This is a genomic window from Psychrobacter nivimaris, assembly GCF_043419765.1.
In the GTDB taxonomy this organism is placed as follows: Bacteria; Pseudomonadota; Gammaproteobacteria; order Pseudomonadales; family Moraxellaceae; genus Psychrobacter.
Map to the genome: position 1 here is coordinate 1 of NZ_JBHOFX010000007.1, position 26039 is coordinate 26039.

The 26039-nt window shown below is 43.0% G+C and carries 24 protein-coding genes; 15 read left to right on the forward strand and 9 right to left on the reverse strand.

Going from position 1 to position 26039, the window contains the following annotated elements; translation table 11 throughout:
* Window positions 1-9: 9 nt before the first annotated feature.
* The 3 genes from ACHEVO_RS12970 (at window position 10) to ACHEVO_RS12980 (ending at window position 2110) form a co-directional block, all read left to right on the forward strand.
* Window positions 10-177 carry a TRAP transporter large permease subunit gene (locus ACHEVO_RS12970; RefSeq protein ID WP_394123897.1) on the forward strand — a complete coding sequence of 56 codons (168 nt, stop codon included), beginning with the start codon at window positions 10-12 and terminating at the stop codon, window positions 175-177.
* Window positions 178-411: 234 nt separating this feature from the next.
* Window positions 412-1464: a 5'-nucleotidase gene (locus ACHEVO_RS12975; protein WP_394125181.1), complete on the forward strand. Its 1053-nt coding sequence runs from the start codon at window positions 412-414 to the stop codon at window positions 1462-1464.
* A 40-nt stretch (window positions 1465-1504) separates the two neighbouring features.
* Entirely contained in the window at window positions 1505-2110 is a 606-nt protein-coding gene (locus ACHEVO_RS12980) for a rhomboid family intramembrane serine protease (protein WP_114701886.1), read from the forward strand.
* A gap of 57 nt (window positions 2111-2167) precedes the next feature.
* On the opposite strand, the gene ACHEVO_RS12985 is transcribed toward ACHEVO_RS12980, so the two are convergent.
* From ACHEVO_RS12985 to ACHEVO_RS12995, 3 genes are all read right to left on the reverse strand, one after another.
* On the reverse strand, window positions 2168-2716 hold the full coding sequence (locus ACHEVO_RS12985) for a hypothetical protein (RefSeq protein ID WP_394125182.1): 549 nt from the start codon (window positions 2714-2716) through the stop codon (window positions 2168-2170).
* A 169-nt stretch (window positions 2717-2885) separates the two neighbouring features.
* On the reverse strand, window positions 2886-4754 hold the full coding sequence (locus tag ACHEVO_RS12990) for a sodium:solute symporter family protein (RefSeq protein WP_057761858.1): 1869 nt from the start codon (window positions 4752-4754) through the stop codon (window positions 2886-2888).
* Window positions 4755-4757: 3 nt separating this feature from the next.
* On the reverse strand, window positions 4758-5018 hold the full coding sequence (locus tag ACHEVO_RS12995; protein WP_057761855.1) for a DUF4212 domain-containing protein: 261 nt from the start codon (window positions 5016-5018) through the stop codon (window positions 4758-4760).
* 754 nt (window positions 5019-5772) lie between these two features.
* On the opposite strand from ACHEVO_RS12995, the gene ACHEVO_RS13000 reads away from it, so the two are divergent.
* A complete protein-coding gene (locus ACHEVO_RS13000; RefSeq protein ID WP_201608209.1) occupies window positions 5773-7269 on the forward strand; it encodes an alanine/glycine:cation symporter family protein in 1497 nt (498 codons plus the stop codon).
* Between the two features lie 136 nt (window positions 7270-7405).
* Here ACHEVO_RS13000 and ACHEVO_RS13005 read toward each other — a convergent pair whose 3' ends face one another.
* On the reverse strand, window positions 7406-9043 hold the full coding sequence (locus tag ACHEVO_RS13005; protein ID WP_394125233.1) for an electron transfer flavoprotein-ubiquinone oxidoreductase: 1638 nt from the start codon (window positions 9041-9043) through the stop codon (window positions 7406-7408).
* Between the two features lie 551 nt (window positions 9044-9594).
* Here ACHEVO_RS13005 and ACHEVO_RS13010 point away from each other — a divergent pair.
* The 4 genes from ACHEVO_RS13010 (at window position 9595) to ACHEVO_RS13025 (ending at window position 13261) form a co-directional block, all read left to right on the forward strand.
* The gene (locus ACHEVO_RS13010) at window positions 9595-10377 is read left to right on the forward strand and encodes a DUF1285 domain-containing protein (RefSeq protein ID WP_394125183.1); all 783 of its coding nucleotides are present in this window, start codon (window positions 9595-9597) and stop codon (window positions 10375-10377) included.
* Window positions 10378-10588: 211 nt separating this feature from the next.
* Window positions 10589-11578: a glutamate racemase gene (murI, locus tag ACHEVO_RS13015; RefSeq protein ID WP_394125184.1), complete on the forward strand. Its 990-nt coding sequence runs from the start codon at window positions 10589-10591 to the stop codon at window positions 11576-11578.
* Window positions 11579-11749: 171 nt separating this feature from the next.
* Window positions 11750-12760: a DUF4062 domain-containing protein gene (locus ACHEVO_RS13020; protein WP_394125185.1), complete on the forward strand. Its 1011-nt coding sequence runs from the start codon at window positions 11750-11752 to the stop codon at window positions 12758-12760.
* 201 nt (window positions 12761-12961) lie between these two features.
* On the forward strand, window positions 12962-13261 hold the full coding sequence (locus ACHEVO_RS13025; protein ID WP_057761845.1) for a hypothetical protein: 300 nt from the start codon (window positions 12962-12964) through the stop codon (window positions 13259-13261).
* 117 nt (window positions 13262-13378) lie between these two features.
* On the opposite strand, the gene ACHEVO_RS13030 is transcribed toward ACHEVO_RS13025, so the two are convergent.
* The 4 genes from ACHEVO_RS13030 to msrA all read right to left on the reverse strand — a co-directional run bounded on the left by ACHEVO_RS13030 (window position 13379) and on the right by msrA (window position 17223).
* A complete protein-coding gene (locus ACHEVO_RS13030) occupies window positions 13379-14839 on the reverse strand; it encodes a lytic murein transglycosylase (RefSeq protein WP_394125186.1) in 1461 nt (486 codons plus the stop codon).
* Window positions 14840-15081: 242 nt separating this feature from the next.
* Window positions 15082-15795 (reverse strand): DUF1499 domain-containing protein, encoded by a 714-nt coding sequence (locus tag ACHEVO_RS13035; protein ID WP_394125187.1) that lies wholly within the window; start codon window positions 15793-15795, stop codon window positions 15082-15084.
* Window positions 15796-15845: 50 nt separating this feature from the next.
* Complete coding sequence (gene tmpT, locus ACHEVO_RS13040) at window positions 15846-16538, reverse strand: thiopurine S-methyltransferase (RefSeq protein ID WP_394125188.1); 693 nt, start codon at window positions 16536-16538, stop codon at window positions 15846-15848.
* 163 nt (window positions 16539-16701) lie between these two features.
* Window positions 16702-17223 (reverse strand): peptide-methionine (S)-S-oxide reductase MsrA, encoded by a 522-nt coding sequence (gene msrA / locus ACHEVO_RS13045; protein ID WP_394125189.1) that lies wholly within the window; start codon window positions 17221-17223, stop codon window positions 16702-16704.
* 268 nt (window positions 17224-17491) lie between these two features.
* Between msrA and cmoA the strand changes: the two genes are divergently transcribed.
* The 4 genes from cmoA to ACHEVO_RS13065 all read left to right on the forward strand — a co-directional run bounded on the left by cmoA (window position 17492) and on the right by ACHEVO_RS13065 (window position 21184).
* Window positions 17492-18277, forward strand: coding sequence for a carboxy-S-adenosyl-L-methionine synthase CmoA (cmoA, locus tag ACHEVO_RS13050; RefSeq protein WP_394125190.1), 786 nt, complete (start codon window positions 17492-17494; stop codon window positions 18275-18277).
* Between the two features lie 31 nt (window positions 18278-18308).
* Complete coding sequence (locus ACHEVO_RS13055; RefSeq protein ID WP_296207301.1) at window positions 18309-18872, forward strand: hypothetical protein; 564 nt, start codon at window positions 18309-18311, stop codon at window positions 18870-18872.
* Between the two features lie 103 nt (window positions 18873-18975).
* Complete coding sequence (gene cmoB / locus ACHEVO_RS13060; protein ID WP_394125191.1) at window positions 18976-20022, forward strand: tRNA 5-methoxyuridine(34)/uridine 5-oxyacetic acid(34) synthase CmoB; 1047 nt, start codon at window positions 18976-18978, stop codon at window positions 20020-20022.
* Between the two features lie 34 nt (window positions 20023-20056).
* On the forward strand, window positions 20057-21184 hold the full coding sequence (locus tag ACHEVO_RS13065; protein ID WP_394125192.1) for a DUF1176 domain-containing protein: 1128 nt from the start codon (window positions 20057-20059) through the stop codon (window positions 21182-21184).
* A 165-nt stretch (window positions 21185-21349) separates the two neighbouring features.
* Here the strand turns inward: ACHEVO_RS13065 and ACHEVO_RS13070 are convergent, their stop codons facing one another.
* Window positions 21350-21568, reverse strand: coding sequence for a DUF2788 domain-containing protein (locus ACHEVO_RS13070; RefSeq protein ID WP_101205310.1), 219 nt, complete (start codon window positions 21566-21568; stop codon window positions 21350-21352).
* Between the two features lie 378 nt (window positions 21569-21946).
* On the opposite strand from ACHEVO_RS13070, the gene argS reads away from it, so the two are divergent.
* The 3 genes from argS (at window position 21947) to ACHEVO_RS13085 (ending at window position 25888) form a co-directional block, all read left to right on the forward strand.
* The gene (gene argS, locus ACHEVO_RS13075; RefSeq protein WP_165597600.1) at window positions 21947-23776 is read left to right on the forward strand and encodes an arginine--tRNA ligase; all 1830 of its coding nucleotides are present in this window, start codon (window positions 21947-21949) and stop codon (window positions 23774-23776) included.
* 87 nt (window positions 23777-23863) lie between these two features.
* Window positions 23864-24667, forward strand: coding sequence for an SPOR domain-containing protein (locus ACHEVO_RS13080; RefSeq protein ID WP_296207294.1), 804 nt, complete (start codon window positions 23864-23866; stop codon window positions 24665-24667).
* A gap of 126 nt (window positions 24668-24793) precedes the next feature.
* Entirely contained in the window at window positions 24794-25888 is a 1095-nt protein-coding gene (locus ACHEVO_RS13085) for a PTS transporter subunit IIC (RefSeq protein ID WP_394125193.1), read from the forward strand.
* Window positions 25889-26039 lie beyond the last annotated feature (151 nt).

Here is a 26039-nt window from a genome sequence, read left to right on the forward strand (position 1 = left end):
GAGCTTGGTTTGATTACGCCGCCGATGGGGATGAATATCTTTGTGATTAAGGCGATGGCACCGCACATTAAGCTGAGTGATATGTTCCGCGGGGTGGCACCATTTATTGTCTCTGATGTGATTCGTTTGGTTATCTTGGTGATGTTCCCTGCGATTTCACTTGTGCTGCTCGGGTAGGCTGAACCTAAACCATAGCTTATAGAGTTATTGTATGAAGCCATATTGCTAATAAAGCAGTGTGGCTTTTTTAGTGTCTGATATTTTGTCTAAGAATTAAGAGAGGAACATTTTACAAACTTACAATCTGCGATGCTGCGTGATGGTAACTTTTCTTAGTGTTATAAAGGCTTATGAATGTAGTAAACTGGTTTTCATTCATTTTCCTATATAACTTTATAAGTAGAGATAGTCATGGCTGTCGATTTTAGTAATACGCTTATCGTCGCAATTTCTGCAACGGCACTTTTTGATTTGACTGAATCAGAAAACTATTTGCTAGAGCTGCTAGAGCAACGACCTGCAAATGCTATAAAAGAGTTTAGAGAGTACATGACCGAGCGTGAAAATGATCCCTTGAATATTGGTGCAGGTTATCCGTTGATTAAAGCATTATTAAACGTAAATAAGTATTCTGATAATAGCGATGGACGAGATTCAGACATTGAAACACCATTGGTCGAAGTTGTTATCGTCTCAAAAAGCAGTCCAGACACTGGTATTCAGGTGCTTAATGCAATTCTAGAACATGATATTAATATCTCCCGTTCTGCTTTTGTTTCAGGTAGCCCTGTTGCGCCTTATATCAAAGACTTTAACGTTGATCTGTTCTTGACCACTAATCGTGAAGATGCTCAACAAGTTGCAGATGCCAATATCTGTGCCTGTGCCATATTAGATGCGACGCCTGTGAATACTTATGAGCTGGATACTGAGCAGCTGCGCATTGCCTTTGACGGGGACGCGGTGCTTTTTGATGATTCAGGTGAACTGCTATACAAACAAAAAGGGCTACGAGCCTTTCATGATCGTGAAGTACAAATGCGTGATTTGCCGATTGAAAAAGGCCCTTATGCTGAATTGTTGATTAAATTGTCAAATCTGCAAGAACGCCTCCCTGCTGGTTTAAAATACTCGCCAATAAAAATTGCGCTGGTGACCGCGCGCAATGCACCAGCTGACTTGCGTGCTATTAAGACGTTGCGAGAGTGGGGCGTGAATGTTGATATGGCGTTTTTTTTGGGGGGATTAGAGAAAACAGCGGTACTCAGAACATTTGCGCCGCATATCTTCTTTGACGATTCAATCAAGCATATTGATGCAGCACGTCGCTTTATTCCTACGGCCTTGGTTCCGTATCATTCGACGTCATTATTGCATGGTGACAACTATTTGACTGCTGATGAGGATGCATCTTTGTTATCATTCAAACCTGCTGTGCATCCACTATTTGCTATAAATCATTAAGTAGATATAAAAAATCTAGGTAATAAGGATAGGATGGTATATGAATTGGCAGCAGTTGCTTAATTTAATTGTCGTACGGATAAAGCAGGTCATTGGGCTGTATGCTTTTGTACTTATACCGATGTGGGGCATGTTTTTTCTAAATGAGGTGGCCTTATTTGGTATGTGGAATATCTTTGGTATCGTACCGCGTGCTTTAGATGTAGGTAGTATGATAGGGGTGTTTGCTTCATGGACCATGCATGGCAATTTGTCGCATTTGACTGGCAATACAGTGACGCTATTACAGATTTTGTTTTTGTTTGGACTGTTTGAGAAGAATGCTTATCGCACGGTAATTAAACTGGTTGTCGCCTCAGGACTGGTCACTTGGGTCATCGGGTCGCCATCTTCTATCCATATTGGCGCATCAGGACTTTGCTTTGCAATGTTAGGTTATATGATAGGCGGGGCTATATTTGCGCGGCGCTGGGGTTATCTGATTGCTTGTATTGTTATGGGAACTGGTTATTGGCTGACCATTAAGCAAGGATTGATGCCGCAACAAGGTATCTCGTTTGCGGCACATTTTGGTGGTTTGTGCGCTGGGCTATTGCTAGGCGCGAATTCAAAGCATACTTATTCAGCCGCTTCTCAACGCTATTGAAAGCAACTAGGTATCGGCATCTAATGAACCAGCGTTGTCGTACCAAGCATTATTGGATTAGACGCTTGCATCAGTACATATTTTGATAAATAAAGGATCATCTGTAGTCAGCTCTCGCCATGCAGTGGTTTGCTTTACATGTTCATCAACCGTCAGCGTGCTACCTTTTTCTGGTATCACATAGTCCGCTCGTGCAGGTGTAGTACAGTCTATTACCTGTAAAATCTTCTGCACGCTTCTGCGTCTTTCAAACAAATACAAATTAACTAAATGCATATCTGGATTGTCAGCATGCATGCTGGCATTGCCCGTATCTGCTGCAATAAAGCGCAAAACTTGCGGTTTAACATAAGACCATGGGCGAAACCATTCTGTACTTTCGGCAGTTTTTATGACCTCAACACCATCTGGTAGCTGACGGACTTGCTGATCATACCAGTTGTATTCTTGATGTACCTGAAACCCAAAAATACCAATCGCAGCAAACAACGGAATCAGCCACTTTGGCGCGCGCTTACCTGACAGTTTACAGAGGTGAGTTATGATCAGTGCCAATCCAGCCATGCCAAATGCAGCAGCTATGGTAGCGATAAACTCAAAAAGCATAAAATATTCCTTAATGCGCTAGGCACTTTTAGTCAGGTATGTTCAATTGGACAAAGCAAAACCATTATCTAAATATTATTTTAATAAGTATTAGATAAAAAATCACTCACCAGCAGTGGCAGCCAGTGAGTGATGTATAGTAACAGAAGACATCTCATCATTCGTTAGGTTAATGGTCGACTGCACCGCCTGCGCCGCGTGGTGAGCGAACGCTTTCAACCAATTCTTGAATGTGTAGCGGTGGCGCTTTAGTCGCATAAGAAACGATGAATGCAACGATAAAGTTAAGCAGTGCACCAATCACACCAAACGATAGTGGTGAGATACCAAACAGCCAGTACTCTGCTGTATCAGGGAAGTTGGCAGTACCGCTGATAAAGAACCAACCTTTGAAGACGAAAATGTAAACCAAGATACTGATCAAACCTGTCAACATACCAGCGATAGCGCCAAGGTTGTTGATACGTTTTGAGAAGATACCCATCATTAGTGCAGGGAAGAGGGACGCACCAGCGATACCAAATGCCAATGCAACTACCTGTGCCGCAAACCCTGGTGGATTCATACCTAGATAAGTAGCAACCACAATCGCAATACCCATCGTGATACGTGCGACCTTGAGCTCTCCTTTGTCAGTAATGTTTGGATTGAGGTTTCGTTTGATTAAGTCATGACTAATCGCTGACGAGATAGCGAGCAATAGGCCAGCAGCAGTTGATAGTGCTGCTGCCAAACCACCTGCAGCGATCAAACCAATTACCCAAGATGGCAGTTGTGCAATCTCTGGATTGGCCAATACCAAGATATCAGCATTGACGTCGAGCTCGTTACCAGCCCAACCTGCATCTGCAAAGCGACCATCAAGTTCTAGGTCATGTGCAGCACGTGCTGTCTCAACCGCAGTTGTTGCAGCGCCTACGTCACCGCCTTCAGTCTGTGCATTGGTTAGAGCTACTTCTGCAGCGCCCAGTCCACTATCATTATACATCTGGATACGACCATCATTGTTAAGGTCAGTATACTTAATCAGGCCAGTATCTTCCCAAGTCCTCATCCAGTCTGGACGTTGGTCATAGTCGATAGCAGGCTCTGCAACACCTTGTGGATAGATAGTATCAATAAGGTTTAAACGTGCCATTGCGCCAACAGCAGGTGCTGTAAAGTACAATAAAGAAATAAACACTAATGTCCAACCAGCAGTCCAACGTGCATCGGCAACCTTAGGAACGGTGAAAAAGCGAATAATAACGTGAGGTAGACCAGCGGTACCAATCATGAGTGATAAGGTAAATAGCACCATGTTTAGCTTGTTAGGTACGTCAGCCGTATATGCTGTGAATCCCAAATCGGTCACGACTTGATCAAGCTTGGTTAGGATAGGGACACCAGATTCGATATGGTTTGAAAATAAGCCCAAACCTGGAATTGGATTGCCGGTTAATTCAAGTGAGATAAAGACAGCAGGAATAGTATAAGCAATCATCAGAACCACATACTGCGCAACCTGCGTGTAGGTAATCCCTTTCATACCGCCAAGAACTGCGTAAAAGAATACAACAACCGCCGCAATAATAAGACCTGTGTTGTTATCTACTTCTAAGAAGCGTGAAAATGCGACCCCAGCACCTGTCATCTGACCGATAACGTACGTGGTAGACGCAATAATCAAACAAACCACGGCAATCATTGCAGCCGTTTTTGAATAAAAGCGATCCCCAATAAAATCAGGCACCGTGAATTTACCAAATTTACGTAAGTAAGGAGCCAGTAGCATGGCTAGTAGTACATAACCACCTGTCCAACCCATCAAGTAGGTCGATGCGCCATAACCGCCAGCAGCAAGCAAACCTGCCATAGAAATAAAAGATGCTGCACTCATCCAGTCAGCAGCTGTCGCCATACCGTTAACTACTGGATGTACACCGCCGCCCGCCACATAGAATTCACTGGTTGTCCCAGCCCGAGCCCAAATCGCAATACCAAAATACAGAGCGAAAGATAGGCCTACGAAAATAATATTAACTAAATACTGACTCATGGTCTATTCCTCATCTACGCCATATTGTTTATCTAACTTATTCATACGCCATGCGTAGAAGAAAATTAAAATGATAAACACCCCGATGGAGCCTTGCTGAGCGAACCAAAATCCCAAGTCAGTGCCGCCGACTTTGATACCGGCTAAAAGAGGACGCAATAAGATAGCAAAACCATAAGAACATAGTGCCCAAACTACTAGGCTACCTAAGATGAGACGGACATTGGCACGCCAATAACCGGATGGATCGTTATGATCTTTCATAGGACAACTCCTTTTGTCTTCCCTAAAAAATACCAACAATATAAAAAGAACTGCGATTATTTCTTACCACGAAAAGTATAAAAAATAGTCAGGTACTGCTTTATATAGTGAAAACGATGATGCGTGATAGTACGTTTAATGCTCGATAGTTCTCTACTTCAAATAAAAGTAGTTAACTATTTAAGCATCGCATTGACTTAAACCATCGAATGGCAAAAATAACGTTTCTTGAGGAAGACAGAAGGGTGGACTATCCAGTGTCTTTTTAACAATCTCGTCTTCCTGACAAGAGTTTTAATCTTTTTAACACGCTAACCTGTTGTGCTGCTTGATAGCTTCGATAACCATAAAACAGTCTAAACGGATATAGAATTCATATTAGCACGGTTTAATAAAGATAATTGCAAACTACTGCGCATAAATAATAAGTAAATTACTAAAAATTAGTTTGCTTGGCATTCATTAAAAAACCTAACGTTACGGAAACGGTACGGCAACCGTGTAATTTGTGCGATTAAATTATCACTTAATCTATTCTATATAAGCTGAAACATAAGCATTATTTATTTTAAAAATAATTATATGAAGTCGATAAGTAAACGTGATGGTCACATGTCGCTCAATATCTATATCATGCACGTGTCTTTTTGGTATCAGGTATTTTGCACAGAGGCTTATATAGTCCATCGCCATCAAAATATGATATCGATATGAAACTTAAGTAACGCGTATAAAGAATGAATAAGGAGCCCATATGAACGAAGGGATAGTAGGTTGGTTTAATAACATCGTAAATTATGGTGTCGGTATTATCTGGGGTAACAATGACTGGCTGATTGCTAGCAACCCTTGGTATGGATTACTGATGTTCTTACTAATTGGTGCTGGTCTTTACTTCACCGTCGTGACACGTTTTATTCAGTTTCGTCATTTTGGTCATATGTGGAAGTTGCTACGCGTGTCCAATCAAGGACGCAAAGATGGTGGTATCAGCTCATTTGAAGCATTGATGACGTCGCTGGCCGCGCGTGTTGGTACTGGTAACTTGGCAGGTGTGGCAATTGCCATCTATTTGGGTGGACCAGGTGCTGTATTCTGGATGTGGATGACGGCACTAGTCGGTATGTCGACCAGCTTTATCGAGTCAACCTTAGCACAGGCATATAAAGTACCGCACAACGATAATGTGTACCGCGGTGGCCCAGCTTATTATATCGAAAAAGGTCTAGGCAAACGCTGGCTTGCCGTGTTTTTCTCATTATGTTTGTTAGTGGCCTTTGGCTTGGCGTTCAATGGCGTACAATCCAACACCATCGCTCAAGCGACTAATGAAGCCTTTGGTGTGCCAACGTGGATGACAGGTTTGGTATTGGTAGTACTGGTAGCGCCAGTGGTATTCGGTGGTTTGCGCTCAGTAGCTCGTATCGCGGGTAAAATCGTACCAGTGATGGCCATCTTGTACATCTTGCTAGCGCTATTCATTATCGTGACTAACTTTAGTCAATTCCCAGCGGCGATCGCGTTGATTGTAAAATCAGCATTTGGTTTTGAGCAAGCGGCAGGCGGTGTCATCGGTTATGGTATTGCGCAGGCAATGATTAACGGTATCAAACGTGGTTTGTTCTCTAACGAAGCAGGTATGGGTTCAGCGCCGAATGCTGCAGCAACGGCAAAGAGTCATCCTGATCACCCAGCAGTGCAAGGTTTTATGCAGATGCTAGGTGTATTTATGGATACTCTTATCATTTGTACCGCAACGGCATCGATTATTATCTTGTCTGGCGTGGTCGACCCTAATGTCGAGCAAGAAGGTATTCAGTTAACTCAGCTAGCCTTATCACAGTATGTGGGTGACCTAGGCGTGGTGTTTGTGGCGATTGCGATTTTCTTCTTCTCATTTACATCTATCATCGCTAACTATAGCTACGGTGAGTCAAATCTTGAGTTTATCTCTGGTGCCAAAAACGCCAAAGTAATGATTATGATTTTCCGCTTTCTAGTGTTAGGTATGGTATTTATCGGCTCTGTTGCCAGTCTACCTGCTATATGGAACTTCGCTGACTTGTCTATGGGTCTGATGGCCTTGGTTAACTTAGTCGCTATCTTGCTCTTGTCTCCTGTGGCACTAAGAATACTACGTGATTATGAGCGTCAGGTAAAAGAGGGTAAAACAGGCGATCAGATAAAGTTTGATCCTGATAACTTTGTAAAACTCAGAGATGAAGCTAACCGTGATGCTTGGACAGACTAAGCATCATTGATTGGTAAAAGTTGCTTGTTCTAAGCATTAAAAAACCGCCCGACTCTTATGCAGAGAAAGGCGGTTTTTATTGGAGTACAGTTTTAATGATATTAACTGTACCAGCTCAAACCAGAATTATCCTGATTTACATGTTTGGGTAGTTAGGACCACCGCCACCTTCTGGCGTTACCCAAGTGATGTTCTGTGAAGGGTCTTTGATATCACAGGTCTTACAATGCACACAGTTCTGCGCATTGATGACAAACTTAGCGCCTTCAGCGTCTTTGACCACTTCGTACACACCGGCTGGGCAGTATAAGCGTGCAGGCTCAGCATACAACGGTAAGTTGATTGAAATAGGTACCGTCGGATCAGTAAGTTTTAGATGCGTTGGCTGATCTTCTGCATGGTTGGTATTAGAGATAAATACCGACGACAATTTGTCAAATACCAACTTACCATCAGGCTTAAGATAGGTTGGTTGATAAGCATGATTAGCACGCTCCAACTGATCGTAATCTGGGATATTGTCATGCAAAGTAAATGGCATTTTACCTTTTAACAAGTTGTGCTCGATAAAGGTGAAAGCGCCGCCCATGAACAGACCCATACGGTGAATCGCCGGTGAGAAGTTGCGCGACTCATAGTTATCTTGATACAACCATGACTCTTTGTACATTGTGCTATAAGCAACCACTTCATCATGCTGACGTTCAGCTTGCAACGCCTCAAAAATAGCTTCGGCTGCGAGCATGCCTGACTTCATTGAGGTATGTGTGCCTTTGATTTTTGCTGGGTTTAAGAAACCAGCGTCATCACCTACCAACACGCCACCTGGGAAGGTGAACTTCGGTAATGAGTTTAGACCGCCTTTGGTCAACGCACGTGCGCCGTAAGAAATACGCTTACCGCCTTCTAGAACATTTTTGATAACAGGGTGCGTTTTCAAGCGCTGCATTTCATCGAATGGAGACATGTAAGGGTTGTGGTAAGACAAATCCGCCACAAGACCAAAGCTTACTTGGTTGTTTTCATCAAAGTATAACCACCAGCCACCAGTAGAGCCAGTTTCAGTCAATGGCCAGCCAAGACCATGCATAACAACGCCTTGCTCATGCTTTTCAGGCTCAACTTCCCATAGCTCTTTTAGACCGATACCATAATGCTGAGGATCAGAGTCTTTATCTAGATCAAAACGGCTGATTAAGCGTTTGCCTAAATGCCCACGGCTACCTTCGGCAAAAATAGTGTATTTGGCAAGAAGCTCATAACCAGGCTCAAAGCTTGGCTTGGCTTCACCATTGGCTGCCACACCCATATCACCAGTTAATACACCTCTGACCGAACCGTCGTCGTTGTATAAGATATCATCGGCAGGGAAGCCTGGGAACATCATGACTTCAAGCTCTTCTGCCTGTACGGCCAACCAACGAACGACATTACCTAGCGAGACAATATAGTTGCCATCATTGTGCATTGGACTTGGAATCAAAGAGTCAGGCACTTTAGTTGAGCGTGTGGCAGAGTTTAAATAATAAAAACGATCTTCTGTCGCTGGCACGTTAAGCGGTGCGCCTTTTTCTTTCCAGTCAGGAATCAGCTCATTTAGAGCGCGTGGCTCGATGACTGCACCAGACAACGTATGGGCACCAAACTCAGAGCCTTTTTCGACCACACAAACCATAAACTCATCATTACCAGCTTCAATTGCGAGCTGGCGCAAACGGATGGCAGCAGACAGACCTGCAGGTCCACCACCAACGATGATGACATCGAACTCCATTGATTCGCGTTCGACTTCAGGTTCCGCGGCAACTGGCGCTACGACTGGTTCTGCTTTATCTAGCGTTGCGGTCTCTGTCACTACTGGTGCGTCAGCATTCACAGTATTACCATCAATAACTGGCGTTTGATTGTCTTGCTCTTGCATACCTACTCCTAAACTTTTAGTGGCTTATCTCAGGGCATCATTAGCTTAACAACTGAATAATAGACTTGCGGCGCTAACGTCACTCAGACATATGGCTGCCCGATAAAACTGTCTTTGCGGCATCAATTGACCCGTCATGGTTAATACCAATTTATCTAAGAATATCAACGCATAACGTAAGATGTGTCATCAATACAACACCCACTTGACCATTTCAATAAAAAATCGTTACTCATTATAAAAGAAAAGTCCTACAAACACGATACGCATTTATGAGTATCGATGCTAAGGTAATGTTAAGAAAATGAGGTTGTTATAACGATAAAGTTTCATCATACCTGAAACAAAAATTTATAGTAATAATAGATAAGCCAAACTTTGAATACTAAAGAAAGGAATTAATAATGAATAACGATAATAACAGCACTGAAGACAGCAATGAAAGAATAGCGGAAGCCCCGATCAGTAAGACTTCTAGCCTAGATAGCTTAGATAATTTGGATGAACTAAGCCAGTATATTAAGTCTACGAAAGGCACTCGCGAAGGGCGTGCGATACCACCACTTGAAAAATGGCATCCTGAAGATATTGCTGATATGGATTTGACTATCAAGGCAAACGGAGAGTGGTGGCATGAAGGCGGTCAAATGACCCGTGAGTCATTGGTCAGCTTGTTTGCCACAATACTATGGAAAGAAGAAAATAATGGCATTACTGAGTACTTCCTCAAGACCCCTGTACAGAAAATCCGTATCCAAGTTGAAGATGCACCACTTCTGATAAATGATGTTGGTATTGTCAATGAAAATGATATGAGTTGGTTGGAGTTTACAACGACGACAGGAGATGTGGTCCGCTTAGACGATGAGCATTCGATTGTATTAAAGGCGTATAATTCTAATAAGAGCGATTCTAACGACAGCGACTTTAATAACAGTGACTTTAGTGAAAGCGATCAAGCGAATCAAGTGAGTACCGCTGACGATGTTGCAGATTCTCAGGAATTAGCGTCTACAGAACAGGTACGCCCTTACATGATGGTTAGAAATGGCTTAACCGCACTTATCGGGCGTAATACTTTTTATCACCTAACTGAAATTGGAGCGTTATCAGAAGACAATGGCAAGACGATATTGACGCTACAGAGTGGTGGTCAGTCTTATTCGTTATCGATGCCTACTGATTAAGTATTATGTTTATCTATTAATTGCTGTACGCCGATGAATGCTATAATTTTATAATGTCGCCTGATTCTTTATTGGTTTAAAAAATCATTATCGTATAAAGGTAGTCGATAGAGAGCCGACGTAGAATAACGACATACATGCAACATATATATAGCGCATTTAACTGGGTAATGAGATTGATGAATAATATGATAATGGCATTAGCATAAAGATGGATATCAAAAACCAGACCGTCGAAAAACTCAGACCGTGTGTCGATATATCTGTTGACCAGAGTCTCAAAACTATTGATCTAGTAGGTGTCAATAAACATGCTGGTAATACAGTTGTAAGCGATAAAAACCGTAGCGCGCCCATTGGCGTGTTTGATTCTGGTGTTGGCGGTTTGTCTGTTTACTTGCATTTAGCACAGCAGCTGCCTACTGAGCGTTACGTATATTACGCCGATACGCTAAATGTACCTTATGGTAATCGCGACAGCGAAGATATTGAAGCACTAACACTAAAAGCCGTAGAGTGGTTACATCAGCAAGGCTGTAAGCTAATAGTTATTGCTTGCAACAGTGCCTCAGCATATGCGCTAGATACCGCCCGACGCTGCTATCCACATATACCTATTGTGGGTCTAGTCCCTGCATTGAAGCCTGCGGTACTAGCCAGTAAGAGTGGTCATGTAGCGGTGCTGGCAACCAAAGCGACTTTGAATGGCACTTTATTAAATGATGTTATTGTCAATTTTGCTAAACCCAACAATATAATAGTCACTAAGTATTTTGATCCGCAATTGGTTCCTTGGGTAGAAGCAGGTATGTCAGAACAAGACGAGACCGCTGAAAGATTACGTCAACAGGTACGAATATTTGCTAATGAAGGTGTCGATCAGTTAGTGCTGGGATGTACACATTATCCGTTTTTTAAGACATTCTTGTTAGATGAGATTGCACAGCAGCAGTTATCAATACAAGTCATTGATTCTGGTCAAGCGATTGCTGAACGGGTTAGACAGCTATTGATTGCAAATAACTTGTCTGCATCATTGATGAGTGAAAAACAAGAAAATCTGTCACAAAAAACCAGTAAGAAGAATACCATTACTAGACCGCCATTAACTTTTCACGCCACTAAATATAGTGATAGACTATGCGCTTTAGTTGAGCGCTTACTCGGTACAGAAATGGCATTGCAATACTACTCTCACTAGTTATTATCAAAGCTAGTGATATCAATACGCTGTATGCAACGCTGACTCAGTTAAAATAAATTGAGTGCATCTTTTCAAGCCAAGAGTATGCTAGGCTGAGCAAGACAAGATTTTTGTGTTCTATTTTACATCCTATCCTTTTTATGTCACGACCTACGCTTAGAGGTAATTGTGCCGAATCGTCGCTATCATATTCATATTATATGCGCTGACAACGACCAGTTGTTGGTTCTAGACAGCTTAGCGATATTTTTTCAGGCGCGCGCATTTCTGACCTATGATGTTTCTAGTAAATTATCTAAAGCCTCTTTTTATGGGCGTCAGTGTATTGACTCTTGTGATTACGCAGTCATGATCGTTGGCGACAGCTACGGGACCGTACAAAAAAACGGCGTTAGCCAGATGCATTTGAGTTATCTAAATGCCAAAGCGAAGCTTAAGCCGCTAATTGTTCTGGTCAAAAACCACTCTCCAGACGCTGTTATCAGCCGACAACTTCAAGAGTTTATTAAGTTAGTCACCAAGCAAGACAACCAGCTACATTACTATGATACGGAAGAAGATATTGAGCCATTGCTAGTACAGGCTCATTATAATGCCGTCGCCAATAATAAAATGATAGGTGGCTGGGTCAGAGCGAATGACGAAGAGAGTACGACTAGTAAAAAGGTCGTGTATGAGAAGACCGTCGATATATTACCTAGTACTACCGAGGTAGAGAACAACAGTCCTGATGACGAAGATTTTATCTCGGATAAGGTTAGCGAGCCAATTGAGTTAACAGAGTTTTTTGAGATTCAATATAGTGCCCAAGCTTATGAGGGCGGCAATCTAACGGACGTGACCCGATCACTAACCCTCTCGTGGCACGAGATACTTATGACGCTCATGAGAATACCGTCTACTTTTTCGAGCTATGGCTTGCAAAATGCCATCAATCGTTTGATTACTGCTAAAGCGGAAATAGACATCAAAAAAGAGATGCCAAACGTTCATGCTGTCTCACGTTGCCAAATCTCTCAAGCTGATATCAATAATTTGCAACGTAAGCTAGTCGGTGCAAATTGGATACAACTAATGACTTATGGCACGCGGGTATCACAAGAGCTATGGAAGCTTACCTTCTACGCAAAAAACCTACTGCAAAATCATACCGTAAGTACGAACAAACAAGACGAGTAATTATTCGCTAGCGTGTTCAATAATAGTCATCTAAAACGTTCACTTAGGCATCACGACTACGTTTTGTAATACAAAGCATACGTGCAATGCTTGTGAATCTTCCTCAGACCCGTAATAATGAAGTCAGTCAGTTAGCTATGTTGACAACGTTAACTGTTTTAGAATGACAACTATAATATTAATAATTAGGGAGAGCGTACGATGAGCAATGCTAAAAATGACGAACTAAAAAGAGAGATCGATGGTCTAGAAAAGTCTATGCATGATGCTGATCAGTTTCATACGTTAGAAGAGCAAGTAGCAGATATGAAACGTCGCGGTATAGATCCTAGCAAGGCCTACAAAGATTTAGACAGTAAGGCAGAAGATGAAGATTGGGGCGATGCGACTTGGAAAGAAAATGGTAAATGGGAGCCAAAAACGGCAGCCGATTTAGACGACAAAGCTCGTGAAAATTGGAATGGTGATAATGGTCAGCCTAAGCCACCACCTATCGTCTAGATACGTATTTTGAGTCAATTGGATAAGTTCTTCTAATTACTATCTATAAATAAAAAAGCCACGCTATCGTTAGCGTGGCTTTTTTGATGCGTCTAAATAGCATTACTTATCTTGCTACTATGAACCTTGGTCTATACGAACAAGCTTGATAGTGCCATCGGCATCAGTAACGCGGCGATAACGTGTATTGCTAGAAGTTGAGGAGCTCACTGATGGCTGAGATGAGTAGCTACTAGGAGCAGTCGTTTGCTGCTGAATTAATTGTCCCATGCGATCGGCAGGTGCAGGATTCAGGGGCTGGCTGTTTGCAGGCTGGCTGTATTGAGTTTGACTCGGCGCTGCATTACCAACGATGGCGCGATAGAACTTTTGACCTGCGCGTCCGTCAGCTGGGAAAATACCGCGACTAGTCTGGTATTGCTGGATAGCGGTACGAGTATTATCTCCGATGATGCCATCTACACCGCCGATATCATAACCGGCATTTAGCAACGCTTGCTGAATGTCTTTGGCCTGCTGGCGGCTGATACCAGGATCATCTGTCGGCCACGCAGTGATAAAGTCTGTTTTGCTGCTGTCTTCGCGAGTGATTAGATCTGATAAGTGTGCGATAGCCAGTGCGTAGTTTTCTGAGGCATTATAAGAGTAGAAAGTGTCGAAATTTTTGCCCACCAAGAAAGCAGGGCCTTCCATCCCAGCTGGTAATAATAAGCCTGCACTGCTCAAGTCATATGGTAACGGACCGCCATTAGCCAACGTCAGACCTTGGTCACGCCAGTGGCTTATTGACTTTTTGTCTTTACGATTAGATGCGGCCCAGAACCCATCAGGTAGTTTGACTTCATAGCCCCAAGGCTCACCAGTACGATAGCCGCGATTGTCCAAGAAGTTTGCCGTAGAAGCGAGTGCATCAGGTACGCTATTGACCAAATCACGGCGACCGTCACCGTCGAAGTCTACTGCCAACTCTAAGAAAGTACTCGGCATAAACTGCGTCTGTCCGAAGGCACCTGCCCATGAGCCTGTCATATCGTTTGGTGTGATATCGCCATTTTGCACGATTTTTAGAGCATTGGCATACTCGCCCTGAAAGTAGCTCTGGCGACGATCAAAGCAAGATAGGGTCGCCAAAGACTCAAATAATGGTTTTTTACCTAGCGTTTGACCAAAGTTAGATTCTACGCCCCAGACCCCGAGCACGTGTTCAGCTTTTACGCCATAACGCGATTCGATTTGACGTAGTGTAGAGCCCCATTGACGCTTGGCTCGGATACCGTCCTCAACACGTTCTTTGTCTACCAATGCTGATAAGTAGTCCCAAACGTCTTTTTGAAACTCTGGTTGATAATTCAGTGACTGAATGACACTAGGATCAGGCTGGCTTGGGCGATAGTTATTAAAGGTATAACCATCAACACCGCTAAATTTGCTAGAATTTTTTAGATTGTCTAAACACTGCTGAAACTCGCTATTGGATAAATCAGGTGCTGGCGGCTGCGCGGCTTGAGCAGTGGTAGCAAGGCTGATGCCGACAGCAACACTAAGCAGCGACAAAGTAGAAAAAGGAGTCAAACGCATGAAAATATCCTATAAACGTTAAAATAGTTATCAAAAGGTAAAAAGTGATATTAACGTAGAGTAACCAATCTAAACAGTAAAGAAAAGCTGTCGCAGTACCAAGGTTATAAATGGTTACGATAAATTGACGCTGCCGTGAGATTAGAAGAGGATTTCGTGGAGCTGAAAATGCAAAGCGTTAAACAGTATTTCAACTCGAGTACTATTCCTTTAGAGAACTATTTTCAGGAAGTAGAACTTGTTTATTTAGCTAGCACACTATCTAGTTCTTCTGTAAAGCTATGAATCCGCGCGGCATTTTTGCCCAAATCGCTCTGTCCAACTCGTGACTTACTGCGGATATCAACTAAGCGCTCGCTATCGTTGTCAGTCACACGAATGATCACATCGTCTTTGAAACCAAACCAAGCAGTCGTCTCTGTTGCTTCGATGATGCCTTTGTCTGCATCAGTATTGACCAGCTCCCACCCTAAATTTTCTATGGCTTGTTTAGCTGCTTCAACTAACTCAGGCCTCGATTGAGTATAGGTCAATGTCTGCAAATCAGGATAGGCTGCACGTTGTTGTTCAGCTACTTCTGCGCCTGCGTACGTTACGGGATTTGGTGCATCTGCACGTAGTGGTGCAATCGCGACAAACTCAGGCGGATTTACCAAATCGGTAGAAATATCGTGAATAGGTGGTACATTTTTGGCCGTATTCATCATGCCGAGCGGAATAGCTATGGCAGTAGCAGCAAATACGGCTGAGGCTAGTGTGCTCCCAATACTGGCTGTATTGCGTTTAAATAATAGCTGTATAGCTAACAATACCAATGCTGCGATACCAGCAAATAACCCAAATTTAAACCCTGTAAACGCAGTCCCTAATTCTACAATGCCAAACTTATACAATGGGCCTGCCAGAGCGACTAGCAGAGCAGCAATTACACTCATTAGACCGACTATCATTTTCATTCAATTTCTCCATTGCCATTTAGCAGCTTGTTAAAGGTTATATGAGTTTTTTATTTACTGCTCAATAGCCAAACCTGTTCTGTGACGGTGATATCAGGTGCAGAACCTATAGAAGAAGGCACGCTTGCTAGCTCATAGATTTGGTAGTGAGCGCTATAATACTGCTCTAGTTGTTCGTTATTAATAGAGAAGGGTGGTCCATTCTTTTTACGCTGATCGTAATTTAGCGTGAGTAAAAGCTGCGGTGTTATTTCATTGTTAGCAACATCGACTTTACTGGTATCGCTACTAAGTTTCCGCACTTGCTCACTATATCTCATACGCATATCGGCGGGCAGGGCGATTAATGCCGCTTTATCATATACTGCATCAATAGAGCCAATATCTTTAGGCGTCAGCGCAAAAATATCAGCGACCCATAAAGTAATGGTTTGTCCCGACAACTGGCTTTGATAGTATCTAATCGTTGGATTGTCTGCCTGTTGATAGACAATAGGTTCGATGTTTTGCTCAGCAAAAAACTCTTGTACGGCTGTTTCGACCAACTCAACGCCCACCACGTCATAGCCTTGCGTCGCTAGCCAAATCATATCAATAGATTTACCACATAACGGTACAAAAATGAGGCTACCCGCAGTTAGATTGAGGCGGTTAAAGTACTCAGTCAGCAATGGATTGACCGTAGATTGATTGAATCCAATGCGACCTTCTTGCCAACGTTTTTGCCAAAACTCAGGGTTCATGCTGCTATCCTCTATTTGCAAGTTTCTATATATAGGGTTCTAATCTTTATCTGATATATCTAAGGAATAAATAATAAAAAGCCAAACACCTATAGTATAAGTGTTTGGCTGGTATCTAACATTAGGCTAAAAGACTGTTCGGATAAATAATGTTTTATTAAATTTAGCTAACCATATATTTGCTAAATTCTTTACGCAGTTTGGCAAGCTTTGGTGGAATTGCAAAGTTGCAATAAGCTTGTCCTGGATTTCTGTTGAAGAAATCTTGATGTGAATCTTCTGCTTGATAGAATTCAACGGCAGGGTGTACTTCCGTCACCACATTGACACCCATATCGCGTAACTTGTTAATGGTACGGTCAACAGTCGGTTTTTGACTGTCTTCGGTGTAAAAGACTACGCTGCGATACTGACTACCGACGTCATTGCCTTGACGATCCATCGTGGTGGGATCATGCGTGGCGAAGAAGACATCGAGTATCACTTCTAACGGGACGATAGACTCATCAAATTCGACTTTGATGACTTCGACATGGCCAGTTGTACCACTACAGACAGTTTCATAATTGGCAGAGACAGCATCGCCGCCCATGTAGCCTGAGACGACAGATTGCACACCTTTTACCGATAAAAATACAGACTCGGTGCACCAGAAGCAGCCGCCACCTAATACGATCGTTTGCATAATTTTTTCCTATTATTATAAATATGGGTTAAGCGCTATATTTGGTAGTGATGCTCTCGTTTTTCAATGCTTCTTTCAAACGTCTCATTACCCTTGGCACTATTTATTCAGCTTAGCAGGCAAGCCAAAGGCGATAAGTAACAAACAGTAATGTTATAATGGGCTTTTGCTATCTTGCTTCTTTATCAACTGATAATGACAAGCGAACTACCAAGCAAAACACCAAGTAATTCTTAATTTCAGTTCTATTCTAAAAACGAGTCGTCCCATGAGCCAATCCCAGCCTGCTATCAAACATGACACCCTATTTGATAAACCGTTTACCACACCATTGGATAAGGCGGCACGCTTTTCCTTTGATGAGCAAGTGGTGGCTTGTTTTCCTGACATGATTCGCCGCAGTGTGCCTGGTTATGGACAGGTATTGGCGATGCTGCCTATATTCGCCCGTCGTCATTGCAAATATCGTCAGCAGGGCGATAGTGGTCAGCGCGTTAGTCGCGTTTATGACTTGGGCTGTTCATTGGGTGCAGCCAGTATGACGCTAGCTGGTGAGTTCGACCCACAAGACTTGCAGATTAAAGCAATTGACATATCACCAGCGATGACGACCGAGGCGACCACGCTACTGAGTGAGAATTATCCTGAGCACGATATCGAAGTAATCACAGCAGATATCCGCGATATTGAGCTTGAGCCGTGCGACATGGTGATTTTGAACTTGACGTTACAATTTTTGCCAGCTGCTGATAGGGTCGCAGTATTAGAGAAGATTTATGCGGCATTGAGCGAAGGCGGCATATTGGTACTGACTGAAAAAACCCATGCCTTTGATGAGCAATATGATGCGTGGTTAGTAGAGCGTTATTACGACTTTAAACGTGCCAATGGCTATACCGAAATGGAAATCAGTGGCAAGCGCAATGCGTTAGAAAATGTGCTGATTACTGACACATTAGATGAGCATCATGTACGGTTGAGTAATGTTGGGTTTGCGCGTCATCTAACATGGTTTCAGTTTTTGAACTTTGTTTCTATTGTGGCGTTTAAATAGAGTTGATTTTGGGAGCTAACAAGGCACTAATATGATTCCATCTATAGCTGAACAAAATATTCATCAAGTATTAACACAAAAAATGAGCATACAATCATTTGAGCAATGGTTATATGAAGATGATGTATTAGAGTCTAGCAACCCTGATTTGTATCTTGAACTGATTTCATTTAATTATAGTTCTGAAGATAATTTTTATTACCGTTTTTATGATAGTTTTGCGCAATACGTCCATTTTTATAAATTTGAAGCTGATCGCATAAAAGGGTACTTAAACTCAATTATTGATAGAGATGATAAGTGTTGTGATGTGATTTATATGATGTACCACCTCTATTACGATGGTTATAATTTTCTCAATAGGCTAGGGATGGTATATGGAGTTCGCCTAACAGACATCGATACATCGGTATCAAACAGTAGTATGGATAGTATCTTAAATGAGTTTTATCCCGAGATTATTGAGGATGCTAAAAATGTCTTACATTGGTTAGAAGAAGGCAAAATTGTTTTCAAAAGTCAGGATAATAGTGATGGTGTTTTTGAATATGAGGACTTTCGTAGTGAAGCGGAAATTCTGCAAGGACATGCGTAGTTCACGACTTTCAAAGAGTTTACATATTAAAACTTATCTTTCTTTATTTTAACCCTTTTAATTTTATTCATTTGAATATTAATCAATACGGTAACCTGCTTTTATGCTCAACGACACTATCATCAACGCCGAACGTGAACTGTATTTAACCTTGCTAGAGCTGGCACAGCAGCAGCCGAGCGCTTATGAGTGGCTCAAGCAATTACCAACGTGGCTAGGTGATATAAAAGACAAAGCCAACTATGCGCACGTGCCTGCTTACCAAGCGTCAGTCGCTCGTTTGCCAAACTTAACTGTCAATAATGTCGATCTAAATAGTGATACATTGACGATTGAGGTAGATCTAAATGAGTCTCAGCGCAAACAAACAACGGCACTATTAAAGCAGTTGATGCCGTGGCGTAAAGGCCCATTTCAGATTGGCGGTCAAATCGGCAATGATGGGTCAGGTATTAAGATCGATACTGAGTGGCATAGTGATTGGAAATGGAAACGCGTTGCGCCGCATTTAAGTAGATTAGACGGTCGCCGCGTATTGGATGTGGGCGGTGGCTCTGGTTATCACGGCTGGCGCATGGCAGGGGCTGGCGCGGATACGGTCATTATTATTGATCCGTCATGCTTGTTTTATCATCAGTTTATGGCGATTCGTCACTTTGTTGGTGCCGCAGACGCTAGTGATACAGGTAGCTATCGGACGCATTATATTCCTGTACCGCTTGAAGCGTTACCTGAGCACAGTCAGCTGTTTGATACCGTATTTAGCATGGGCGTACTTTATCATCGTCAGTCACCGTTTGAGCATTTACAACAGCTTAAAGGACAATTGAACAAAGGTGGTGAGCTGGTACTTGAGACGCTGGTGATTGAAGGTGATGCCAATACTGTACTGGTACCGCACGATCGCTATGCGCAGATGAATAACGTCTATTTCTTACCATCGGTGGCGGCATTAATTGGCTGGTTAGAGAAAGCAGGGTTTTCAGATGTGCGCTGCGTCGATGTGGCAGTCACCTCGACTGAGGAACAACGACAAACCGAATGGATGACCTATCATTCGTTAGCAGACTTCTTAGATCCTAATGACTCGACTAAGACCGTCGAAGGATATCCTGCTCCCATGCGTGCGACTCTGATTGCCAAAAAGTAGCATTGATGGTGGTAGCTAACATAAGGAAAGCACTATGAAGACATCAAAGACTTTGATTGTAGCTACTACCAGCTTGCTATCGCTACCTGCTATGGCAGGTTATGGAACTGTATCTGAAGGCTGGGGCTTTGTACAAAATGACTGGCAAGTGGTTTGTGATAATACGCGGACTTGTCGAGCTGCTGGATACGCCAGTGAATCACTAATAGATGAGCCTGCCTCAATATTGCTCACAGCATTGCCAAAAGTAGCTCTACAACAAGCGCAAATTCAGTTTATATCAGAAGTGCCGCTAGATGATCTTAAGCCTGCTGAGCTTTGGCTGAATAATAAGAACTATGGTGTGCTGCAACCCAATAAAGAAGACAGTCTACTATACGACTTATCAGCCAAGCAGACCCAAGCACTACTTGATCATGCTCGTATCGCGACCAAGATAGAAATTAGAGCAGGCGACAACTACTGGCAGATCAGCGATAAAGGCATGTCAGCAGTATTGCTCAAACTAGACGATGTACAAGGTCGGGTAGGGACGCCGATAGCATCGGTCAGTAAGCATAATCCAAATCGTCAACGTCCTAAAGTAGCTCTACCAAAACCAATCATTCAAAAAGCATTTGCATATTCAGCAAAAGACAACAAAACACTTGCTCCATCAAAGCTGGCATATTTTCAGGAAAATATTGATAAGTGGGTCGATATTAATGATGAGCAGCTTATAGGGTCCAAGGACGCGATGGGCGACTGTGAGCTGATTAACCCAAAAACTGAAACATATCAGCGAATGTCAGATTATGGCTCTACGATGCTTGGTTGGGACTTTATACCAGTTGATGATAGCTATACGTTAGCCGCGCATACGTGCTGGCTAGGTGCTTACAATTCTAGTAATGGCTATTGGCTTATTGATAATGCAAAGCCTAGCAAACCTACGCTTATCACGACAGCGGGCAATGATTATTTTGATGGTGAGATTTCGGCCACTCATAAAGATCGAGGCATTGGTGATTGCTGGAGCCGTACTGCATGGATATGGAATGGTGAAACGTTTGCTAAGAGCGAAGAGTCTAGTACGGGAATGTGCCGAGGTTTTGCTGGTGGAGCGTGGGACCTACCAACGTATGTGAGTCAGGTTATAGAGAATAATGCTAAGGCTCAGTAGCTTCTTTTATTTAAAGGGTTTTGATCTAAGAAGCCTTGATTTAAAAGGCCCTGATTCAAATGACTGACACCTTATAAAGGGCAGCAGTCATAAGTCGTAATTACATTTTTAGTTTTGCTATTCATGTCCTAAGCGATATCAAAGAATAGTGATGAAAATGGCTAATTAGATTAACCATTTTTTGAAAGCGACTTCCATGACTATCTTAAGGATAAAACCAACAGAACCTGCGCCTAGGGCTAGAAATATCCAAAAAGTACCAGCGCGTCCAGCTTCAGACGTTTTAGAGATATCCCACATAATAAAAAACAAGAAAGCGATGAATATCGGCAACAAGACGTACAGTCCCCAACTGGTGACAGTACTGGCGGCAATAGCAAACATGGCGTAATCCTATAATAGAGTAGTAACGCGTCTTCTATATTTTAGAAGAGCCGTACAAACCATCATTATAACGTGGAAGCAGTCAGGTATAAACGACTGCCCAGTATTGAGCAACAGTAACGCTACAATTCACGTTATGAGTTATTTATCAGTTTTGCATCATTGATATTAGTCAGTCCAAATCCTGATAACGGTAAGATTTTAGTGCTAATTTTGGCGCAAATGGTGCAATAAAGCGCAAAGATTGTTATATTTACAGGTTACTTATCTTTTTACATTATTCTATCCCTGCAATGTCGGTCGCTATTATAATAAGCCGTTATCGATTGCTCGCATTCGCACCGTTTTTGTTATTTATTTAATTGAGTTCAAATTCCTATGTCACAAGCCCAAATTGATACGCTTGCATCCCTATTTAACGATGCAATTCAAACCCTACAAGCAGATGGTACGCTACCAAGCGATTGGCAAAATAACAGTCAAATTACCCGTACGAAAGATTTAAGTCACGGTGATTTTGCCAGTAATATCGCGCTAACGGCAGCGAAAGCGGCCAAGGCTAATCCGCGTCAACTTGCTGAAAAAATCGTCAGCGCATTGCCTGACAATCAAGATATTCGCCAAGTAGAAATCGCAGGACCAGGGTTTATCAACGTATTCTTAAACTCGGAAGCTAAATTTTCTGTCTTGGATGATATCTTCACATTGCAAGATCGCTTTGGCTTGAGCAATCAGTTTGACGGTCAAAAAGTCCAAGTTGAATTCGTTTCTGCCAATCCAACCTCAAGTCTGCATGTCGGTCACGGTCGCGGTGCTGCATTTGGCATGAGCGTTGCTAACTTGCTAGAAGCCATCGGCTATGACGTCACGCGTGAATATTATGTCAATGACGCTGGTCGTCAAATGGACATCTTAGCGACTAGTACATATTTGCGCTATCTACAGCTAAATGGTGAAGAGATAACTTTCCCAGTTAACGCCTATCAAGGTGACTATGTCAGTGACATCGCCCAGACGCTAAAAACACAGCATGGCGATAGCTACGTACATAGTTTTGCAGACGTTGCCAAAGATGTGCCAGAAGACGCTCAGTTTGAGATTAATGCTGATGGCGAAAAAACCGTTATCTCAGGTGATAAAGAAGCGCATATTGATGGCTTGATTGCCAATAGTAAGTCTTTGTTAGGTGACAGCTACGCGTTATTTTTAAACGCAGCCTTGAGCAGTATTTTGGCGGATATCAAAGACGACTTAAATGACTTTGGCGTGAGCTACGAGTGCTGGTTTAGCGAAAGATCTATCGATAGCGAGATTGAGCCTGTCCTACAGATACTAGATGACAAGGGCTACCTATACGAAAAAGACGGCAACATCTGGTTTAAATCGACCGATTTCGGCGATGAGAAAGACCGTGTTGTACGCCGTGCCAATGGCCAGTCGACGTATTTTGCCTCTGACATCGCTTATCATAAAAATAAGTTCGATCGCGGCTTTGATAAAGTCATTAACGTTTGGGGCGCAGATCATCATGGTTATGTCCCACGCGTAAAAGCAGCGCTACTGGCTCTTGGTATCGATGCAGAACGTCTAGATGTAGTGCTTGTACAGTTTGTCGCGTTATGGCGCGGTAGTGAAAAAGTACAAATGTCTTCGCGTTCTGGTCAGTTTGTGACCTTGCGTGAGCTACGTGCAGAAGTCGGTAACGATGCTGCACGATTCTACTATGTAGCGCGTAAGCCTGAAGTGCATGTAGATTTTGACTTAGAACTTGCCAAATCACAAAGCAAAGACAATCAAGTGTATTATATTCAGTATGCTCATGCGCGCGTTTGCCGCGTGTTAGAAAAATTGGCAACCTACGATTTGACCGTAGATGATGCCATTGGTTTGGCACATCAAGACTTGCTAAGTGCGCCAAACGAAGACGAGCTGATTAAACTGTTAGCAGGATATCCAGCGACGTTACTTCGTGCAGCGACTGGTTATGAACCGCACGTCTTGACCAACTACCTAAAAGAGCTGGCGGCATTGTTCCATGGTTGGTATGACACCAATCGTATCTTGCCAATGAGCTTGACGTCAGGTGAAACGCCAAGTCAGGATGAGCTAGACTTAATGCAAGCACGTTTGCGTCTGTCAAAAGCCGTTAGACAGGTATTAGCAAATGGCCTTAGTCTGCTAGGCTTGTCTGCACCGTCTAGCATGTAGTACTTTTCTAAAATGTGACATGAGTATAGACAGCTGATAGCATTAATTCGATGATGATAGTTAAATCCAGTAGGGAGAACGAGATCCATGCTAGCCAAAAAACCTAAAGGCGCAACAGAAAAGCGCAAATCAAGTAGCGTATCAGGCTTATTGTGGATGTTTGTTGGGGCCGTATTGACCCTTATGATCGGGGTGTTTATCTACCTCTCACCATTATTCAATTTCAGCCCCGCTGATGGTAGTGCTGAGAATGACCCTGATCGCCAAGTACAGCCACGTGTGGATACTGATACCGACAATGGCGATTATGAGTTCTACGATATTTTGCCAAATCAAGAGATGGCAACCATCCCTGATGAAGATATCGCTGATATTGATAATGATCAAATAGGTGATATCGGTGCGTTTGAACCAGACGTCGTCGTTACTCAACCAGAGAGTAATGCAGGCAGTACAGAAACCGGCAGCTTCGGTGGTTCGGAAAATGCGACTGTCGAACCTGCTGGTAGTAATAATGCTGGGTCTAGTGAGGATATCGTTGTCGTTGAAGAAGATGCAACTTATGATGGTACGCCGCCTGCTACTAGCAACGCTACAACCCGCAATAATAATACAGCAGCAGGTACGGCCAGCATCCAAGCTGCTAAACCTGCAGCGACCTATATCTTGCAGATTAATAGCTTTAGTGATGCAGATGAAGCGGATCGTCGCCGTGCGCAAGTACTAATGGCGGGTGTTGATGCTCGCGTGGTCAAAAACACGACGGGTAATGGCTTGCCAATTTATCAAGTCATCTCGCGTCCTTTGAATAACCGTCAAGCAGTAACGACAGCACAGCAGCGCCTACAGAACAATGGTATAGATTCTATTATCGTTGAACAGCGTCGCTAGATTCAGTCGTTTACAGTTATTGTATTTATCAAAAAAAGCGTCGTAATGACGCTTTTTTTATCTCTTTATTTTATCAAAAGCTTTCTAGCTGTTTTACCCTATTAAACGTCCATTAAGAGTATGGTTATGACCGTATCTAACTCAGTAACACCGCAAGCAGGCATTATTAAAGCGTTCTTTCAAAAATACTTTATCGATGCTTTTACTGGTATGGCTCTCGGGCTATTTGTCACGTTGATCGCAGGTCTGATTATCTCGCAAATCGGTGGTTGGTTAGATTTGCCAGCATTGGTCGCGGTCGGGAAGCTTGCCTCGATATTGATGGGTGCTGGTATCGGTGTAGGTATCGCTTACTACTTAAAAGCGCCAACGCTAGTGATGCTTAGCTGCCTAGTAGCGGGTATGCTTGGTGCCCATTCTGAAGCACTAATGGCAGGCACGCTCTTTACGCCGCAAGTGGGTGGGCCTGCAACTTTTGTAGCACTGCCGGGCAATCCAATCGGTGCTTATCTGACTTCTGTGTTTGCTTATCGTGCTGGTACTTGGATCGCTGGGAAGACGAAGCTTGATATTTTATTGGTGCCCTTAATTGTATGCGGTATTGCTCTCTTAGTTTGCGCACTGCTTAATCCACCTATCGTAGCAGGGGTCGCAGCTATCGGTCAGGGTATTCATGCCGCTACTGAATTACAGCCACTGCTAATGGGTATCGTCATCGCCGTAGTGGTTGGTATTTTATTGACCCTACCAACGTCGAGTGCAGCCATTTGTATTGCCATTGGGCTTGGTGGATTGGCGGGCGGGGCAGCAGTGGTAGGCTGTGCTGCGCATATGATTGGTTTTGCTGTTGCAAGTTTTAAAGACAATGGCGTTAGTGGTGTCATTTCTCAGGGCTTGGGTACCAGTATGCTGCAAATCCCTAATGTGCTCAGAAAACCTATTGTTCTTCTCCCTGCTGTCATTGCTAGTGCTATCGTTGGGCCTATCGCGACCGTTGGTTTTGGATTAGCTTGTACCGCGACAGGTGCGGGTATGGGTACTGCTGGTTTGGTCGGTGTGTTTGGGGTGATTGAAGCGTCACAAGCAATTATGAGCACTGGTCAATTATGGGCAGCGATTATTCTCCTGATGTTTGTCTTGCCTGCAGTGATTGCAGGGTTAGTGGCTTATATTATGCGCCGTATGGGTTGGTTGGTCGCTGGTGATATGAAGCTGCCTTAATGCTTAGAAGGTTGAGCTAAAATATCATCACCAGTCTCAAAATTCAGTCTTATCCTTCATCAATAATGGCAACTTTCAAAAAGCCTGGCTACGACTATAGCTGGGCTTTTTATATATAAATTCATCAATTTCTCATGATAGAGGGAATGTT